Origin of the sequence: Cellulomonas wangleii (genome assembly GCF_018388445.1) — a bacterium.
GTDB lineage: Bacteria > Actinomycetota > Actinomycetes > Actinomycetales > Cellulomonadaceae > Cellulomonas > Cellulomonas wangleii.
The window spans coordinates 3,964,888-3,981,538 of the sequence record NZ_CP074405.1 but is presented as its reverse complement, the minus strand read 5'-3'; the positions used below and the strand labels follow the sequence as shown (position 1 = coordinate 3,981,538).

Annotated in this window: 18 protein-coding genes; 4 read left to right on the top strand and 14 right to left on the bottom strand. The window is 74.4% G+C overall.

Translation table 11 applies throughout. The annotated features are described in order from the left end of the window. Positions 1-159 precede the first annotated feature (159 nt). From KG103_RS18985 to KG103_RS18205, 5 genes are all read right to left on the bottom strand, one after another. A complete protein-coding gene (locus KG103_RS18985; RefSeq protein WP_243656293.1) occupies positions 160-618 on the bottom strand; it encodes a ricin-type beta-trefoil lectin domain protein in 459 nt (152 codons plus the stop codon). A gap of 256 nt (positions 619-874) precedes the next feature. Continuing rightward, positions 875-1,924, bottom strand: coding sequence for a magnesium and cobalt transport protein CorA (locus KG103_RS18220; protein ID WP_213319955.1), 1,050 nt, complete (start codon positions 1,922-1,924; stop codon positions 875-877). 77 nt (positions 1,925-2,001) lie between these two features. After that, a complete protein-coding gene (locus KG103_RS18215; protein ID WP_249670666.1) occupies positions 2,002-2,670 on the bottom strand; it encodes a DUF4166 domain-containing protein in 669 nt (222 codons plus the stop codon). Beyond that, positions 2,667-3,335 (bottom strand): SRPBCC family protein, encoded by a 669-nt coding sequence (locus KG103_RS18210; RefSeq protein WP_249670665.1) that lies wholly within the window; start codon positions 3,333-3,335, stop codon positions 2,667-2,669. The genes KG103_RS18215 and KG103_RS18210 overlap by 4 nt, the downstream gene beginning before the upstream one ends. 91 nt (positions 3,336-3,426) lie before the next feature. Then, positions 3,427-4,329: an SDR family NAD(P)-dependent oxidoreductase gene (locus tag KG103_RS18205; protein ID WP_207339977.1), complete on the bottom strand. Its 903-nt coding sequence runs from the start codon at positions 4,327-4,329 to the stop codon at positions 3,427-3,429. 99 nt (positions 4,330-4,428) lie between these two features. Here KG103_RS18205 and KG103_RS18200 point away from each other — a divergent pair, with 99 nt between their 5' ends. Together KG103_RS18200 and KG103_RS18195 are read left to right on the top strand one after the other, a co-directional pair. Beyond that, positions 4,429-5,091, top strand: a complete 663-nt coding sequence (locus KG103_RS18200) for a TetR family transcriptional regulator (protein WP_207339976.1) — start codon at positions 4,429-4,431, stop codon at positions 5,089-5,091. Positions 5,092-5,120: 29 nt separating this feature from the next. Then, a complete protein-coding gene (locus KG103_RS18195) occupies positions 5,121-5,579 on the top strand; it encodes an NUDIX hydrolase (protein ID WP_249670664.1) in 459 nt (152 codons plus the stop codon). A gap of 17 nt (positions 5,580-5,596) precedes the next feature. Here the strand turns inward: KG103_RS18195 and KG103_RS18190 are convergent, their stop codons facing one another. The 9 genes from KG103_RS18190 to KG103_RS18150 form a co-directional block, all read right to left on the bottom strand. After that, positions 5,597-6,331 (bottom strand): hypothetical protein, encoded by a 735-nt coding sequence (locus KG103_RS18190; protein WP_207339975.1) that lies wholly within the window; start codon positions 6,329-6,331, stop codon positions 5,597-5,599. Between the two features lie 77 nt (positions 6,332-6,408). Next, positions 6,409-7,500, bottom strand: a complete 1,092-nt coding sequence (locus KG103_RS18185; RefSeq protein ID WP_207339974.1) for a hypothetical protein — start codon at positions 7,498-7,500, stop codon at positions 6,409-6,411. A 99-nt stretch (positions 7,501-7,599) separates the two neighbouring features. Next, positions 7,600-8,136, bottom strand: a complete 537-nt coding sequence (locus KG103_RS18180; protein WP_207339973.1) for a putative immunity protein — start codon at positions 8,134-8,136, stop codon at positions 7,600-7,602. Positions 8,137-8,235: 99 nt separating this feature from the next. Next, on the bottom strand, positions 8,236-11,016 hold the full coding sequence (locus tag KG103_RS18175; RefSeq protein WP_207339972.1) for a glycoside hydrolase family 9 protein: 2,781 nt from the start codon (positions 11,014-11,016) through the stop codon (positions 8,236-8,238). 162 nt (positions 11,017-11,178) lie between these two features. Continuing rightward, positions 11,179-11,778: a hypothetical protein gene (locus KG103_RS18170; RefSeq protein ID WP_207339971.1), complete on the bottom strand. Its 600-nt coding sequence runs from the start codon at positions 11,776-11,778 to the stop codon at positions 11,179-11,181. 166 nt (positions 11,779-11,944) lie between these two features. Further along, positions 11,945-12,367, bottom strand: a complete 423-nt coding sequence (locus KG103_RS18165) for a VOC family protein (protein WP_207339970.1) — start codon at positions 12,365-12,367, stop codon at positions 11,945-11,947. After that, the gene (locus KG103_RS18160) at positions 12,364-12,891 is read right to left on the bottom strand and encodes an SRPBCC domain-containing protein (RefSeq protein WP_207339969.1); all 528 of its coding nucleotides are present in this window, start codon (positions 12,889-12,891) and stop codon (positions 12,364-12,366) included. The genes KG103_RS18165 and KG103_RS18160 overlap by 4 nt, the downstream gene beginning before the upstream one ends. After that, positions 12,888-13,202: an ArsR/SmtB family transcription factor gene (locus KG103_RS18155; protein WP_207339968.1), complete on the bottom strand. Its 315-nt coding sequence runs from the start codon at positions 13,200-13,202 to the stop codon at positions 12,888-12,890. The genes KG103_RS18160 and KG103_RS18155 overlap by 4 nt, the downstream gene beginning before the upstream one ends. Before the next feature lie 94 nt (positions 13,203-13,296). Next, positions 13,297-14,724, bottom strand: a complete 1,428-nt coding sequence (locus KG103_RS18150) for a serine hydrolase domain-containing protein (RefSeq protein ID WP_207339967.1) — start codon at positions 14,722-14,724, stop codon at positions 13,297-13,299. A gap of 131 nt (positions 14,725-14,855) precedes the next feature. Here KG103_RS18150 and KG103_RS18145 point away from each other — a divergent pair, with 131 nt between their 5' ends. Continuing rightward, complete coding sequence (locus KG103_RS18145; RefSeq protein ID WP_207339966.1) at positions 14,856-15,230, top strand: hypothetical protein; 375 nt, start codon at positions 14,856-14,858, stop codon at positions 15,228-15,230. A 142-nt stretch (positions 15,231-15,372) separates the two neighbouring features. Then, complete coding sequence (locus KG103_RS18140) at positions 15,373-16,611, top strand: MFS transporter (protein ID WP_207339965.1); 1,239 nt, start codon at positions 15,373-15,375, stop codon at positions 16,609-16,611. The last annotated feature ends 40 nt before the right edge of the window (positions 16,612-16,651 follow it).

Sequence of the window (16,651 nt, the reverse complement as noted above, 5' to 3'; positions counted from 1 at the left end):
CTGCTGCAGCACGCGCGGGACGCGGCTGGCCGTTCGACGCCGACTGGGACGCGTGGCTGCCCGACCCGCGGTGGGCGGCCGTTGCCGTGCCGGAGGGGTGGGAGCGTCTGGTCCGCGACGACTAGATCACCGGTGCCGCACGCTCCCACCTCCAGGGGGTCAGACGGTCGCCAGCGACGACCAGACCTCGTTGGGGCTGTTGGTGCAGGCACCCCAGGTGAGCGTGGTGGTGCGGAAGTCCTCGATGCAGCCGATCCCCCAGTCGAGCTGGTGGATGCGGCCGTCGCTCGTCTGTCCCCAGCGCACCAGCAGGCCGCTGTCGCAGGCGGTGACGAAGATCCCGGAGGTGCTGCCGGTGGCCAGGCACCTGCCGTCCGGGGTGCGGATCGTCTGGTCTGACGCCGAGTAGACCCAGCGCTGGGTGGCGGAGCCGTTGCACCTCGTGGTGAACGCCGCCACCGGACGCTCGGGGTGCTCCCGGCGGTCGACGCACAGTCCGGTGTCCTTGTTGCGCAGCTCACCGCCGGGAGCCGCGGCCTGCGCCGGCTGTGCCGCGCCGAGCAGGCTCAGGGCCAGCAGGGCGGATGCCGCCAGGGTCGAGATGATCTTCCGCGCCATCGTCGGGCTCCTTCTCGCGAGCTGAGTTCGGACGGTCGCGCCGGCGCCTGACGACGTCGGCGGTGACGTCGATCTCTGGAGGTAGTGGAACTTTGCACTACCCAGTGTGCTCGTCGAGACTCAGGGCCCTTTGAGAATCGGCCCCGGCCCCGCCGGTCAGTCAGGCGATCTCCCGCCGATCCGGCGGCGGCTGCGCAGGAGCATGCTCGGGGCCTCACGCCCCCGTCTCGACGTCGAGGACGTCACCCGGAACCCCTCAGAGCCAGCCGTTGCGGCGGAACAACCGGTGGAGCCCGACGCACACCGCAGCGATGACCCCCAGCACGAGGAAGTACCCGTACCGCCACCGCAGCTCGGGGATGAACTCGAAGTTCATGCCGTACACACCGGCGATCGCCGTGGGGACCAGGGCGATGGCCGCCCACGCGGAGATCTTGCGCATGTCGCCGTTCTGGCGCAGCGCGACCTCGCTCTGCGCCACCGTCACGCGGGCGGTGTTGGCCTGCAGCACGTCGCCGAGCTGGCGCTCGACCGCCTCCACCGCGTCCGCGGCCCGCAGCAGGTGGTCCTGCACGTCGCGGAAGTAGGGGGCGGACGTCGGCGGCACGTGGGGGACGTCGCCGTCGACGAGCCGCTGCAGCGGACGGCCGAGCGGCAGCACCGCCCGGCGCACCTCCGCCGCCTCCTGCTTGAGCTTGTAGATGCGCTCCGCGTGGTTGACCTGCCCCGGCCCGAACACGCGCGCCTCGATGTCGTCCACGTCCACGTCGATCTCGCCCAGCGCCGACTCGTAGCCGTCGACGACGAGGTCCGCCGCCCGGTAGAGCACGCCGGCCGGCCCGAATCCGGCCGCGGGGCCCTCGCCGCGGTCCAGCTCCTCGCGCACGCGCCGCAGCACGTCACCCTGCCCGTGCCGCACGGTGACGACGAAGTGCTGACCGAGGAACAGCGCGATCTCCCCGACGTCCACGACCTCGTCATGATCGACGTAGCGCACGGGCTTGAGCACGACGAACACCACGTCGCCGTACACCTCGAGCTTCGGGCGCTGGTGGGCCTTGACCGCGTCCTCGACCGCGAGCGCCGGCAGCCCGAACTCGCCCGCCACCGCCGCGACGTCCGCGACCGTCGGCCCCTCGAGCCCCAGCCAGACGAAGCCGCCGCTCTCGCGCGCCACGTCGCCGGCGCGCCCCAGCGGCAGGCGGCCCGGTGCGCGCCGGCCGTCGACGTAGAGCCCGCAGTCGACGACGACGCGGTCCGCGTCCACCATGCCTTCGGCGTTGTCCGCACCACCGTCCACGTCCACGTGCGGCTCCTCTCGTCGCCGTGACCGTACCTGCAGGGCAGGGTCTGCGGGCGGACGTCGCGCCGTCGAGCACGTCGTCAGGTACGGACCTCGTGCCGCACCGGCCGTAGGGCGCCGGGCGCGTCGACCGCGTCGGGGAACTCGCACGTGAACGTGCCGCGGTAGCCGAACAGGAACCCCAGCAGCCGGTTGCGGACCTCGAGGTCGACGTGGAACTGCTGCTCGTCGTCGTCGAACCACTCGTGGAGGCGGGCCTCACCGCTGAGCAGCATCGGGAAGCGGAAGCCGACCGGCCCTTCGTAGAACCGTTGCCCGTGGGTCGTCAGGTGCAGCGACCCGTCGTCGAGGACACGCAGGTCGAGGTCGACGGCGAGGTGCTGGTGCGTCCCGAGGTAGTCGATGACCCGGCCCTCGTGCAGGACCATCGTGGCGTCGAACCGCCGGGTGCGGCCGCGCACGCGGTACTCCCGCACGAACGTGACGGTCTCCCTGCCGAAGGGGTCGCGGTACGGGAAGTTGGAGATGGTGAACGGCACGTCGTGCCCGACGTCGGGGACCAGGATGTTGCGCACGGCCCCGAGCTGCAGGAACGGCAGCGTCCACCACGGCCCGCGCCGGATCTCCTGCATGACGCCGCGGCCCACGCACGCGTACCCCGCGTCGAGGCCGACGCCGAACCGCCGCTGCAGCATCGGGTGCAGGCGCGCGAAGTCCGCGCCGAGGGCCTGGGCGAACACGGACGTCACGGTGCCTCCAGCTGGTCGAGCGTCGTGGGGGCGTCGTCCATGACGGACGGGCCCGGAGGGGTGGGGGCGCCGGTCGGCGCCGTCCTGCTCGGCGCAACCCGGTCGGTGGGCCCCCGGCGGGGCGCTCGCAGGCAGCGACCCGCGCGCGGACGGTCCGGGCGCCACACCGCCAGCACGGACCACAGCGGCCAGCGCTCGGGCTCGACGCCGTCCTCGGCCCACAGGCGCAGCCGGTCGAAGCTCCAGGCGGTCAGCCACCCGACGAGCGGTCGCACGACGAGGCGGTCCAGCGCCCTGCCCCACCCGGGCTCGTAGTCGTAACCGGTCACGAAGGTCACGCCGTCGGCGGTCGGGACGTAGCGCCAGTAGCCCCGCCCGTCGCCCAGCGGCGAGAGACGGTCCGGGGTGGTGAACCGCAGCGCGGACGTGCGCGTGCCGTCGGGGCGGTGCCGCTCGCCCAGGCTCGTACCCGTCCCCGCGAGCGTGTGGAAGGGCACGCGCAGCTCGTAGCGGAACCGGTAGCCGCCGGTCGCCAGGGCCTCGACCGGGGTGATGCGGCTGAACCGCCCGTCCCACCGCGGGTGCTGCTGCGTGTCCTGCGTGAGCTCCCACACCCGGTCGAGGCTCGCGCGGATGTGCGTCTCGACGTAGATCGGGGTGGGCACGCTCCCACTATGTCCCGACACGTCCGGCGGGACAATCCCGACGTCCGAGGCGTGGCGGCGGGGCGAACCCGGCGGCCTGCGGCCCACAGCCTCACGCCCGGGGGAAGGTCACCCCCGTGAGCTCCTCCGACACCGTCCACAGGCGCTCCTGGACCGCCTCGTCGTGGGACTCCGGGCTGGAGGCGACGAACGTCGGGTGGCCGCTGATCTGCCGCCGCCCGTCCGGGCCGTAGTACTGGCCGCCTTCGACGTGCGGGTCGGTGGCGGCGCGCAGGGTGGGCAGCGCGCCCGTCGCGGCGTCCTGGAGGAAGGGACCGGCGATGCGGTCGACGAGCAGCCGCATCGCCACGGGGGCGCTGCGCAGCAGCTCGGTCCGGGACACCCCGGGGTGGGCCGCGACCGCCACGGTGGTGCCGTGCGGCGCGAGCCGGCGCTGCAGGGCGTACGTGAACATGAGGTTGGCGAGCTTCGACTGCCCGTAGGCGCCGACGCGGCTGTACGACCGCTCCCACTGCAGGTCGTCGAAGTGGATGGCGGCGCGCAGGCGGTGGGCGGTGCTGGCGACCGTCACGACGCGCGAGCCGGGGGTGGGCAGCAGCCGGTCGAGCAGCAGGCCGGTGAGCGCGAAGTGCCCGAGGTGGTTGGTGCCCAGCTGCAGCTCGAAGCCGTCGGCGGTGGTCTGCCGCGGGGTGTACATGACGCCGGCGTTGTTGATCAGCAGGTCGAGGCGCGGGTGCGCGGCGCGCAGGTCGGCCGCGGCCGAGCGGACCGAGGCGAGTGACGTGAGGTCGAGCGCCTGGACGCTGACGTCGCCCGTCATGCGGGCGGCCGCCTGCTTGCCCTTCTCGACGTCCCGGACGGCCAGGACGACCGTCGCCCCGCGCTGCGCGAGCACGCGGGCCGTCTCGTAGCCCAGGCCGGAGGTGGCGCCGGTCACGACGGCCACGCGGCCGCTCTGGTCGGGGACGTGCTCGTCGGTCCAGCGCTCGTTCATGGGAGGCTCCTCAATGTACCGCCGGTCTCTTACGGTGAACGTAAGGGACCGTTGGTCTGCTAGTCAAGAGACCGGTGGTCCGCAAGCTAGGCTCGGACCGTGACGTTCCAGCGTGCGCGAAGCGAGGAGCAGCGGCAGGTCCGGCGCCGCGCGATCCTCGAGACCGCCGCGGCGATGCTCGACGAGATGCCCGTGGCGGACGTGAGCCTGAACGAGCTCAGCCGGCGCGTGGGCCTGGCCAAGTCCAACGTCCTGCGGTACTTCGACTCCCGCGAGGCGGTCCTGCTCGAGCTCCTGGACGACTTCCTGGCGGACTGGCTGCGCGACCTGGAGCAGGAGCTCGCCGCGGGCATCGACGCCGACGCGGCACCGCAGGACCGCGCGCGACGGCTCGCCGAGGTCATCAGCGCGTCGCTGGCGGCACGGCCCGTGCTGTGCGACCTCTTCGGCGCCCAGGGCGGCGTACTCGAGCACAACGTCTCGGTGGAGGTGGTGACACGGCACAAGCGCACGTCGCTCGCGCTGCTCGACACCATGGCCGGGATCGTCCGGCGCCACCTGCCCGAGATCGGTGACGCCCGCCTGTTCAGCCTCACGTGCCTCGTCATGGCGGGCGCCGTGTCGTCGTACGTCCCGCCGCCGGCGAGCGTCCTCGCCGCCTACGCCGCCGACCCGGCCCTCGCCGTGCTCCACCTCGACCTGCGCGAGGCGCTCGAGGTGGCCCTCACCTCCGCGCTCCTGGGCGTGCTGCCGCGCGACTGACCCGGCCGGTAGTCTCCGCGAGCCGCCCGGTGCGGCGGCACGACGTCGTGGCGGAGGAGACCGTGGAGTTCACCGAGTACGACACGCGCCTGGCGGCCTACGCGGTCGTCAGCGACGGCGAGCACATCCTGCTCACCTGGTTCAACGGGTCCACGCCGAGCTGGACCCTGCCCGGCGGCGGAGTCGAGTTCCACGAGTCCGTCGAGGAGGCGGTGGTGCGCGAGGAGACGGGCTACGAGGTCGAGCTCGACGCACCGTTGACGACCCACTCGTTCACCCGACCGGCCGACGACGGCCGACGTCCGTTCAAGTCCGTGCGCGTGCTGTTCGGCGCCCGGGTGGTGGGCGGCGAGCTCGGGACGACCGAGGTCGGGGGGACGACCGACTTCGCCGCGTGGGTGCCGCTCGACGAGGTCCCGCTGGACGCTCCCACGCCCGAGATCGTGCGCCTCGCCGTCGAGCACGTGCGGTCCGAGCGAGGGGCCTGAGCGACGGGCTGACGGGCTCAGCCGGCCGGTCGCGACGGGCTCGGGACGACCCGGAGGTCGGCATCGGTCCTGCGGGGCGGTGTCGTGCCGCCCGGCGTGGCCTTCCAGACGAGGGCGGCGGCCACCGCCAGCGGTACCGCCAGGGCCGCGTCCGACCACGGGCTCGTGTCGTGCGAGCTGTACCCGACGGTGATCGGCCCCAGGGAGAGCTGCGGCAGCGGTGTGGACGCGACGAGGGCGGCTGTGAGGGCGCCCCTCCATCGCGTGTGACGCTCGCCGGGCCAAGGTTCGTCCACGAGATCGATCAGGGACCACACGCCGAGTCCGCCGGGCAGGACGAGTGCCCACACGAACGTCGCCGCGTTCACAGCGTCCCCCGGCTGCGCCCGCCCGGCCTCGCCGGAGGTCCAGGCGTAGGCGCCGATGACCGCGAACACCGCCGCGCCGAGCACCGCCGCCGGGACCTGGAGCCAGAGCGGGCGCCGGACCAGGAGGAACGGCAGCACGGCGGCGGCCCCCGCCAGGAGCAGGAACGCGACCCCCGCGTACTGGGCGGCCTGGCCGACCGGGGTCCACGGCTCGTAGGCGACGAGGTAGTCGAACACGTGGTCCTGGAGTCGCAGGCAGGTGTCCGAGTCGAACAGCCCGGGCCCGCAGGCCGGCCACCACCGCTGTGCCGCGGCGGCGACGAACATCGCAGCGGCGGACAGCAGCAGGACCGAGGCCAGCGCCCTCCGGATCACAAGGGGCATATGGGAAGTGAACCGCACTCGGCCGACGTCGACCAGAGGGGACGTCAGCCGGCACATCCCGCGACGGAGGCCGCCGGTCACGTGGACCGACGGCCGCCATTCTCACTCGGCGACTGGTTCTCCGGGTCGTGCGGTTCTCGGTACCGGGTCGGGTCCAGGACGGCCGTGGGACGCTCGGCCCTCATCGCCGCAACGACCAACGCCAACGCCATCACCAGCAGGACGGTGTTCTGGGCGTAGCCCCCTGACGGCCGTGGGTCGGTCGACGCGACCGACTGGAAACCGACCAGCGCCCGCGCCACGACCGCCGCCCCCGCGACGGCCGCAGCATGCCGCGGACCCCACGACGCGGACCGCGACCACCGCGTCACGACGAGTCCGGCGACGAGCACGATCGCGGCCCCGAGCGCCACGCCGAGCCACGTCGACGGGATGGCCTGGTAGCCGGCAGCCGCGACGAGGACGAGGCCGAGCACCGCTGCCGGCCGCGGCACTCGTCCCTCGGTGGGAGCCGGCAGGCGGCGACGACCGAACGTGAACGCGACGGCCACGAGCGTGGCCGCGAGAGCGAGCGCGGCGGCGATCTGTGCAGCCGAGGCCTGGTCGCTGCCCGCGCCGCGGATGTCGGACCAGACGAGCACCGACGCGAGCGCCCACAGCACTCCGAGGACGACCAGCCCGACGCGGCCCAGCCAGGGCTGCCGTCCGGGCCGACGGTCGAGCGCCTCGACGAGCGCGACCGGCGCGCTGATGCTCCAGATGACGTGCCCGAGCAGGAAGTTCAGGGCGAACGCACCACTGACCCCGAGCGGTGGGATCAACGTCCGCGCCGCCACCTCCCCCCACCACGCGTAGCCGGGGTAGTGCTGCGCGAACAGCGACTGATCGACCACGCCCGCCTGCACGACGCCGAACGCCCCGGCCATCGCGAGGATGCCCGTCCAGTGCATCCCGGTGCGTGCCGCGAGCTCGCGGATCAGGACGGCGGGCGCGCCGTACAACGGTCCGATGATGACCAGTCCACCGATGAGCGCGGCAGGCTGACCCGTCACCTCCGGGTCGTAGGCCGTCAGGTACTCCGCGCAGACGGGCGCGACGAGGAAGAGCAGCAGCGCGAGCAGGCGGAGCCGCGTGCGCGACGGCCGGAGGGCCCCCGTCCCGGTGGACACCACTGCATGCTCGCAGGCCCACCGACGCCTGTACACGACCCGGGTGCAGCCCTCCCGCCCGACGGTTCGAGGTCTTCCGGGGCCGCTACGTCCGCGACGTCAGGACGTGGCCAGGTCCGCCTGGATCATGCGGATGACGGTCGCGAGGACGCCGGACGCCAGCAGCCCTGACCCGAGCGGTCCCGCCGTGTCCTCACCGAGCAGGGGAAGACGCCGCAGCGCCGCCCGGGTGTCCGCGCTCATGCGGTGCACCTGTTCGCGGACCTCCTCGTCGAGCGCGTCCGGGTGATCCGGGAGCGCGAGGCCGGCAGCCTTCGCGGCGTAGGCCGCGGCCCCCAGGGCATGCGCACCCATGTGGGCCACCCCCGAGGCCTGCGCCGCCGCCCGGGCCGCGGCGACGGCCGCGGGCGAGCTGACGGCGTTCGCGGCGCGGCCGGCGACGAAGCGCCGGCGGATCTCGTCGGCGGCGCGCAGCTCGCCGCGGCTGAACGCCCGGGCGCGTGCGATCGCGTCGCGCGGGCGGTCGTCGTCCGGCGCCTCCGCCTCGAAGAGCGGCAGGACGCGCTCCGCGCAGTCCGCCGCCCACCCGGCGACCGTGCGCCGGTCCGCCTCGCTCAGTGCCTGGGGAGAGACCACGTCCCGACACTAGACACCCTCGACGCGGCACGGCGACGGCCGCCGGTCACGTGGACCGACGGCCGCCGTCGACTCCGGGGAGCGCCCCGGGCCGTCCACTCAGGAGCAGGCTGCCCCGTTGACGGTGAACCCGGTGGGTGCGGCGTTGGTGCCGCTGTACGAGCCGTTGAACCCGATGCTCGTCGACCCGCCCGCGGCGAGCGACCCGTTCCAGGCGGCGTTGGTCGCGGTGACCGTCACCCCCGTCTGGCTCCACGTCGCGCTCCAGCCCTGGGTGACCTTCTGGTCGCCCGGGAACGTGAAGCCGAGCTGCCACGACGACCACGCGGTCGAGCCCGTGTTGGTCACCGTGACCGCGGCCGTGAAGCCCGAGCCCCACGAGCTGGCCGTGTAGGTGACCGTGCAGGCTGCAGTGGTCGGCGGCGGCGTCGGCGTCGGGCTGATGCGGGGCGACGTGTCGACCGTGACCGGTGCGGAGACACCGGAGAGCTGACCGGCGGAGTCCCGGGCGCGCACGACGAACGTGTACACGCCGTCCGCCGCGAGCCCGTCGATGGTGACGGACGGGGTGGTCGACGTGGCGACGACCGTCTGTGCGGCACCCTCGACCTGGAGCACGTCGTACCCGGCGACGCGGACGTCGTCGGTCGACGCGGCCCACACGAGCGTCATCCCGGTCGCCGTCACGTTGAACGCGGCGGGCGTGCCCGGCGTCGACGGCGGGGCGTCCACGGGGGTCCCGCCGCCCGTGGTGCGGACGGTCAGGGGTGCCGACGTCGACGCCAGACCGGCGCCGTTGCGGGCGCGGACCGTGAACGTGTACGCCGTGTCGGCCGTCAGCCCGGAGACCGTCGCGCTCGTGGTGGTCGACGTCGCGACGACCGCCCCGGCGGCGTCGAGCACGTCGTAGCCCGCGACCCCGCTCTCCGCGTCGGTCGACGCGGCCCACGTCAGCGTCACCGACGTGTCCGCGACGGCGCTCGCGACCGGGGTGCCGGGGGTGCTGGGTGCGGTGGTGTCGGCGGGCGTCACCTCACCCGCCTGCTCGGCCGCCCACGCGGTGAGCCACGCGAGCGCCGAGTTCCAGTTGATCGCCACCTCGTTGACCGAATACGCCTCGATGTCGTCGACGAAGCACTCCTGCGCGGCGCAGCCGGCGAGCTCGGCAGCGGCGACCGGGTCCTGCAGCTCGCTGTTGGGGCCGCCGGAGAACGACCCGGGCGGGGCGATCGGCAGGGACGCGTCGTTCTGGTTCGCCCAGAACCGGTGGTGCACGTTGCGCACGGCCTTCTCGCCGTAGCCCGCGACGTACGACTGGTTGAGCGGGTTGCGGCCCTGGAAGTAGTCGAGCGCGCCGTACACGGCGGTCCGGTACTTCGCCTGGCCCGTGAAGTCGTACGCCAGCGCGAGCGCGTTCGCGTTGTTCGCGACCTGACCGTTCGAGCCCCAGTAGTAGACGCTCCCGGCGTTGTTCGGGGCCGGGTACGCCTGGTTCGCCAGGCGCGAGAGCGCGGCGTCCGCGAACGACACGATCGCGGAGCGCGTCGCGGCGACGTCCGCCGCGGGCAGGCCGGTCGGCACCAGGGCGAGCGTCGTGTCACCCAGGCCGCCCGTCCAGCCCCAGTCGTAGCCGCGCTGCGCGAAGCTCGCACCCTTGGAGAACGACGAGCCGGTGACGTCGGACCGGTAGCTCGACTCGCCCGTCGTCGCGTACAGCTCGGCGGCCGCCCAGTAGAACTCGTCGGTCACGGACGTGTCCCCGTAGGCGCCGCCGCCGGTGCCGTCGGTGGCCGACGCGATCCGGTTGGGGTTCGCCTTCGCCGCCGCGTACGCGGTGCGTGCGGCGCTGAGCGCCTTCGCGGCGAACGTCGCGTCGTACGGCTCCCACAGGCGCGCGGCCTGGGCGGCGACGGCCGCCATGTTGAGGGTCGCGGCCGTGCTGACCGGCGCGAGGATGCGCCGCTGGGCGTCCTGCGACGGGATCGTCGGGATCCCCGTCCAGTTCTCGTCGTGCATCTTGTGGTGCACCATGCCGGCGTCGGTGCGGCCGGTCGGCACCTGCATCCGCAGCAGGAAGTCGACCTCCCACCGCGCCTCGTCGAGGACGTCCGGCACGCCGTTGGAGCGCTCCGGGATCGCGAGGGTGCCGTCGCCGAGGGCCGCGCGGTCCGCACCCTCGACGTGCAGCGTCCGCTCGTACGCGTTCTGCAGCTGCCACGTCGCGATGCCGCCGTTGACGACGTACTTGCCCTGGTCACCCGCGTCGTACCACCCGCCGCGCACGTCCAGGCTGTACCCGCACGACTGCCGGCACGGCACGCTGGTGTCGCCCTGGTTGGGTGCGACACCCAGGTGGCCGGCCGCGCGCGCGTACGTGCTGCCGACGTACTGGGCCTCGATCGCGATGCCCGAGCGCTGGTGGTAGAAGAACGCGAGCGCGTCGTACCGCAGCTTCTTCAGGGGGTCGGCGGAGATGTCGAACGGCAGGCTGCTCGAGCCGCCCGCGGACAGGACGTACCCCGTGCCCGGGGTGTCGTACGACGAGAAGTCGATGAGGTGCGTGCGGTCGCCGGACAGGGCGTCGGCACCCTTGACCGTCGACGTCCCCTCGGCCACCGTGCGGCCTGCGGCGTCCCGCAGCGTCCAGGCGACCGGCGCCGTCGACGCGCTCACGAGCGTCGCGACCTTGGCGACGCCGGGCACGTACGCGACCTGGTTGACCTTGACCGGCGTGCCCGGGTCGGGGGCGGCCACGGCCGCGGGCGCGGTGCCGCCCACGACGGTCAGGGCGGCGACGACGGCGACGGTGCGCGCGGCGGTGGCCGCGAGACCGGAGAGCCGGCCACCGCGTCGGGCGCGCTCGCGGGTGATCGGTGGCATGGCAGTCCTCGGGGTGGGGGCCGGCGATGTGCGGGCGGCGCCCGGCCGCGCGGCCCCGACGCTGGGGCACGGTGCAGGAGCGCTTCCGTCACGGTAGGTCGGCCGGCCTGCGGGTCCGAGGGTCGCGTCGTCGCGGAATCGATTAGGTGCGGCCCGGTGGGCTCAGGAGGACGGGGTGCCGCTCGGGGTGATCGGGAGCTGGTGCCCGGCGTGGAGCATCTTGCCGGCCATGGCCTTGGCCTCGTAGGCGTCCACACCCCACAGTGCACCGAGGGTCACGCCGTCCTCGTGCGTGTAGCCCGCGTCCCAGTAGGCCATCGACTCCAGCATCGCGATGGTCGCGGGGTCCGTCATGTCGAGGGACGAGCCGGGCGCGATCGGGACAGGCTCCCCGTCGAGCAGCAGCTGCCCGGCCCGGCCCTTCGCCTCCATCAGGCTGACGTTCCACAGCTCGGCGAGGGCGCCCGCGTCCTCCATGTGGTACCCCGCGCCCCAGAACGCGTCGGACCGCTCCTGGGTGTACTCCTCGGCCCCCGGGAAGTAGTCCTCGAGGACAGGGGCCGCCGGGACCTTCACCTCCAGGTCTGCGTCGACCGCCGGCGCGAGCGGTGCGGCGTCATCGGCCGCCACGTCCGCGGCCGGTCGGGCGATGCTCGCGACCGCGTAGGCGACCCCGGCCGTCGCGACCGTGACGGTGAACGCGACGACCCCGATCGCAGCGGTGCGACGTGGGGAGCCCGTGGTGCTCGTGCGCGGCGTCATCGGTCCTCCGAGGGCTCGTGGTGGCGACGACTCCGACCCGTGACCGGACCGGGAGTGCCACGACGCTGTCCGGTGACGCCGACGCCGGTGCCGGGTGCGGCCGGACGAGCGCTCGCCACCCTAGACCGCGGGAGGCGCGCACGGGGAGGAATGGGGCGCGGAGGGATCACGCCGAGGGGTGCGGGGCGTCTGCCTGCACCCCCAGGCGCTCGACGATCTGCGGCCAGTCCCACAGCGACAGGCAGAACGGGTGCCCCGCCGGGTCGGCGTAGACCAGGCAGTGGTCGGCGTTGGGCTGGGTGTCGAAGCGGGTCGCGCCGGCCGCGAGCACCCGGGCCTCGGTGGCGGCGAGGTCCTCGACGTGGAAGTCCAGGTGGATGTGCATCGGGGTGTCGCCCTCGGGCCAGGTGGGTGGGCGCAGGTCCGCGACCTGCTGGAACTCGATGTCCCCGCCGGGGCCCGAGACCCGGGCCCACTCGGCCCGGCCCTGGACCCGGCCTCCGGTGATCTCCGCGTAGAAGCGGGCCAGCGCGAGGGCGTCGGGGGCGTTCAGCGTGACGGCGCTCAGGCGGATCGCGTCGGACGTCATGACACGCCCATGGCCTGGTACGTCGGCGCCAGCTCCGCCCACCGGCGTTCCCACCGGGGCGCGGGCCGGGTGGCGGACCACCCCTCGGGGTGGGCTGACGCGTCGAGGGCGAGTGCGCGTCCGAGGTCCTCGAGGTGGGTCTGCCAGCCGGCGCCGTGGGCGTGCAGGTTCCCCAGCGGCAGCCCGCGCTCCTCGACGACGAGGCGCGTGCGGTCGCCCTCGGCGGTCAGCCACGCCTCGAGCCGGCCGTCGGCGCCGCCGTCGGGGGAGGAGGTGCTCAGGAGCAGGTGGTGGGGCGCGTCGCAGAGCTCGACGCGTGCCATGCCGGCCCAGGAGCTGGTGAACGTCACCCGGAGGACGCCGCCGGGCTGCAGGTTGCCGGAGACCTGCGCCATCCACCGGGCGAGCCGCTCGGGCACCGTGCACGCCTGCCACAGGTCGTCGATGTCGGTGTCGTAGACGTCCTCGACGCGGATCGCCCCGGTCGTGGCGTCGATCGCGCGCATGATCGCGGTCCTGGTCATGTCCTGGCCTTCCCTCGGCGGATCTCGGTGTGCAGCGCGTCGAGCCGGTTGGTCCACAGCGCGCGGTAGTCGTCGAGCCAGTCGTCGACCTCGATCAACGCCTCCGGCCGCAGCCGGTAGATCCGGCGCTGCGCCTCCTGCCGTGCCTCGACCAGCCCGGCGTCCCGCAGCACCCGCAGGTGACGTGACACGCCGGGCCGGGCGATGGGCAGCGCCTCGGCGAGCTCGCCCGCGGTGGCGTCGTGGTCGCGCAGGATCTCGAGCACGGTGCGTCGGCTCGGGTCGGCGAGTGCGTGCAGGACGGCATCCACAGGACGAGCGTACCCGTATGGGTACGTAACACAATAGGTACGGACGAGACGGACCGGCGGCACTCGGGAACCCGGCCCACCCGGGGCGGGCCGGCTACGCGTGACGGGGACGGGTCATGAGCGGCGAGCGCAGGTGCAGCGCCAGGTCCGGTGTCGTCAGGGGTGGGGTGCTCCACGTCGCGACGGCGGTGCCGGAGCCCGCGTCGACGACCAGGCGGACCCGGTGCGGGGTGGTGACGACGACCAGGTCGGCGACGAAGGTGTCGCCCTGCCAGGCTCCCGACGCGACGACGGGCCGGCCGAGCGGCGTGCTCTCCCGCCACGCGGCGTGCCCGACCGCGACCTCGATCGAGGGTCCGAGCCGCACGACCCAGCCGTCGCCGGTCGGGTGGACGACCACGGAGGTCCCGTCGGCCAGCGGGGAGTCGGCGTCCGGCGCGACGACGCGGGCCGTCACCGCGCGCCCCGCGGGCGCCGACCCCGGCACCGTCGGCAGCGACAGCCGCCGCATCCGGTCGGCGAGCGCCTCGTCGTCGCGCGCGCTCGTCGGACCGTCCAGGCCGGGCAGCAGGTGCTCCCAGATCGCGTCCAGCACGTCCTGCGGCTCGGTGGCCCCGGTCACGGCCACGACGAGGTCGTGCGACGGGACGACGACGCACCGCTGGCCGTACGCCCCGTGCGCCCGGTACCCGTGACGGGACATCCAGAACTGGTAGCCGTACCCGCACCAGGCGTCGGCGCCCTCCACCGACCCCTCGACGTGCGCGGTCGGGACGTGCTGCCGCGTGGCCAGCTCCACCCACTCCCGGGGGACGAGCTGCTGGTCACCCCACCGGCCGCCGCGCAGCAGCAGCTCGCCGAACGCGGCGAGCGCCTCGGTGGTCAGGTGCAGACCGTGGAACCCGAAGGCGGCCCCGCTGCCGACGCGGTCCCACTCGGCGTGCTCGATGCCCATCGGGCGGAACAGGCGCTCGTCGAGCAGCTCGGGCAGGCCGCGCCCGGTCACGCGCTCGACCATCCGCGCGAGGACGAACGTCGTGGCGTTGTCGTAGACGTGGCGCGTCCCCTCGGGCGCGGCGAACGGCACGCGCAGGAACCCCTTCACCAGGTCGCCGGGCTCCAGGCCCCACGCGTCCTCGAGGGTGTCCGTGGCGTGCCCGGTCGTCATCGAGAGCAGGTGGTGCACCGTCAGGCGGCGGCCCTGGTCGGGGACGTCGTGCGGCACGTGGTCGGGCAGGACGTCCACCACCCGGTCGTCCAGCGCAAGCAGGCCGTCGGCGACCGCGAGCCCGACCGCGACCGACGTGAAGGACTTGGTGGCCGAGTAGAGCAGGTGCGGCCGGTCCGCGGAGTAGGGCGCCCACCACCCCTCGGCGACGACGTGGCCGTGGCGCACCACCATGAGGGAGTGGCACTCGACGTCGCGCGCCTCGAGGTCGTCGAACATCGCCGCGACGGCGCGGGAGTCGACCCCGGTCGCGGCGGGCGTCGACCGGGGCAGGAGTGCGCGTCGGGACGGCATCGGGGCACAGTAGCGAGGCGTCCTGCCGCGCCTCGACCAGGCCGGGCTCGCGCAGGGTGTCGGCGCCGCCGCGCGTCGCGGCGCCCCCGGTGCCACCCTGGACCGACAACCAGGTCCACCAGGGGGATCCCGTGCCTGACGTGCTGCTCGGCCTGCTCGTCGGCCTGCCCGTGCTGGGGATCTCCTGGTACCTCCGCGGTGCCACGACCCGGGACCTGCTGCTGCGCAGCGGGCAGCGGGAGGACGGGTCCTGGGAGCCCGGCCGCGCACCGTCGGACATGACGCCCCTCGGGAAGGTGGCCCTCGGGGCCGGCATGGCCGGGGTCGTCGCCTGCGTCGTGCTGCGGGTGACGGGGTCCGACGACGGCCGGCTGTGGGTCGCGGCCCTGGCGGTCGTGCTCGTCTCCGTCGTGACGGTCACCGTGAGCGAGCGGCGCCGGGTCCGGCGCCAAGCGCTTGACGTGGAGGGGGGTCCGGGGCGGGCCGAGCGACCGGGGGCCGACTGACCGACGCCCCTCCGGCGCCCGTGGGTCCGCCGCCGGACGTGGCGGTCGCCGCGGGCTCGCGTATCCTGGGACCAGATCAGGGGCAGTCTTCCGTGTGTGGGGTGGGGCGCGCGGGTACTCGACGCACCCTGGAGCACCCACCTTGACGTCCCAGCTCGCGCCCACGCGCGCGGAGTCCCTCACGCGCGCGCCCGCCGCCCGCACCTCGCTGCCCGCCGCCGGCGGCCTGCCCTTCCTCGTGACCGCCCTCGTCGGGCGGATCCCCTCGTCGATGATCCAGCTGGGTCTGCTGATGTTCGTGGCCTCCTCCGGTCTCGGCGTCGGGCTCGGCGGTGCGACGGTCGCGGCCCTCGGCATCGGCACGGCCGTCGGTGCCCCGCTCGTCGGGCGCAGCGTCGACCGGTGGGGGCCGCTCCCTGTCGTCGCGGTCGCGACGGCGGTGCAGGTGGCCGGCCTGCTGGCGGTGCTCGCCGTCACCTCGCGGGACGTCGGCACGTGGGCGCTGCTGCTGTGCGCGGCGGTGGTCGGTGCTGCGAACCCGCAGGTCGGGTCCATCGCGCGCTCGCGGTGGTCGCACCTGGCGCGGCGCGACGGACGCCTCGACCTCGTCCGCCGCGCGCTGGGGTACGAGGTGGCCGCCGACGAGCTCGGGTTCGTCATCGGGCCCGTGGCCGCCGGCCTGCTCGTGGCGCTGCTGGGGCCGGTGCCCGCGCTGTGGGTCCTGGTCGGGTTCGCCGTCGTGGGGCAGGGTGCCTTCGCGGCGTACCTGTGGACCGACCGGGCCATCTGGCCCCGCCGCACCGCACCGGTCGCGGGTACCGAGCACGACGGCGCGCGGCTCGACCTGCGTCCGCTCGTCGCGCCGATGCTCGCCGCCCTGGCGGTCGGCGCCGCGTTCGGCTCGACGCAGACCGGGCTCACGGCCGTGAACGCCGCGCGCGGCACCGAGGAGCTGACCGGTGTGGTCTACGCCTGCGCCGGGATCGGCAGCGCGATCGCGAGCCTGTTCCTCTCGCGGCTGGTCGGTCGCGGGAGCCTCGCGGCGCGGGTGGCCGTCGGTGGTGTCGCGGTGCTGGTCGGTGCCGTGGGCCTGGCCACGCTCCCTGGCGCGTGGGGTGCGGCGGCGTGCGCGCTCGTCCTCGGCGTCGGCGCGGGGACGTTGCTGGTCAGCGGCTACGCGCGTGCCGAGCGCGTCGCGCCGCCGCGGCTGGTCGCGTCGACGATGTCGCTGCTGGCCACGGCGCTCGTGCTGGGACTCTCCGCGGGGGCGGCGGCGAGCGGTGCGCTCGCGGGGTCCCTGGCGCACGCCTTCTGGCCGGCGGCCGTGGCGGGCCTGCTCGGCATCTGCGCCGCGGCAGGGCTGCGCACGGGCGGTCGGTGACCGTTCCCGACGCGCACTGACCACGACCGCGCCGTCACGC

What these genes read in the sequence shown, in the direction of transcription:
- KG103_RS18985 (WP_243656293.1), bottom strand. Translation starts at nt 618, where the DNA reads ATGGCGCGGAAGATCATCTCGACCCTGGCGGCATCCGCCCTGCTGGCC.
- KG103_RS18205 (WP_207339977.1), bottom strand. Translation starts at nt 4,329, where the DNA reads ATGAACGAGCGCTGGACCGACGAGCACGTCCCCGACCAGAGCGGCCGC.
- KG103_RS18190 (WP_207339975.1), bottom strand. Translation starts at nt 6,331, where the DNA reads ATGCCCCTTGTGATCCGGAGGGCGCTGGCCTCGGTCCTGCTGCTGTCC.
- KG103_RS18175 (WP_207339972.1), bottom strand. Translation starts at nt 11,016, where the DNA reads ATGCCACCGATCACCCGCGAGCGCGCCCGACGCGGTGGCCGGCTCTCC.
- KG103_RS18170 (WP_207339971.1), bottom strand. Translation starts at nt 11,778, where the DNA reads ATGACGCCGCGCACGAGCACCACGGGCTCCCCACGTCGCACCGCTGCG.
- KG103_RS18165 (WP_207339970.1), bottom strand. Translation starts at nt 12,367, where the DNA reads ATGACGTCCGACGCGATCCGCCTGAGCGCCGTCACGCTGAACGCCCCC.
- KG103_RS18160 (WP_207339969.1), bottom strand. Translation starts at nt 12,891, where the DNA reads ATGACCAGGACCGCGATCATGCGCGCGATCGACGCCACGACCGGGGCG.
- KG103_RS18150 (WP_207339967.1), bottom strand. Translation starts at nt 14,724, where the DNA reads ATGCCGTCCCGACGCGCACTCCTGCCCCGGTCGACGCCCGCCGCGACC.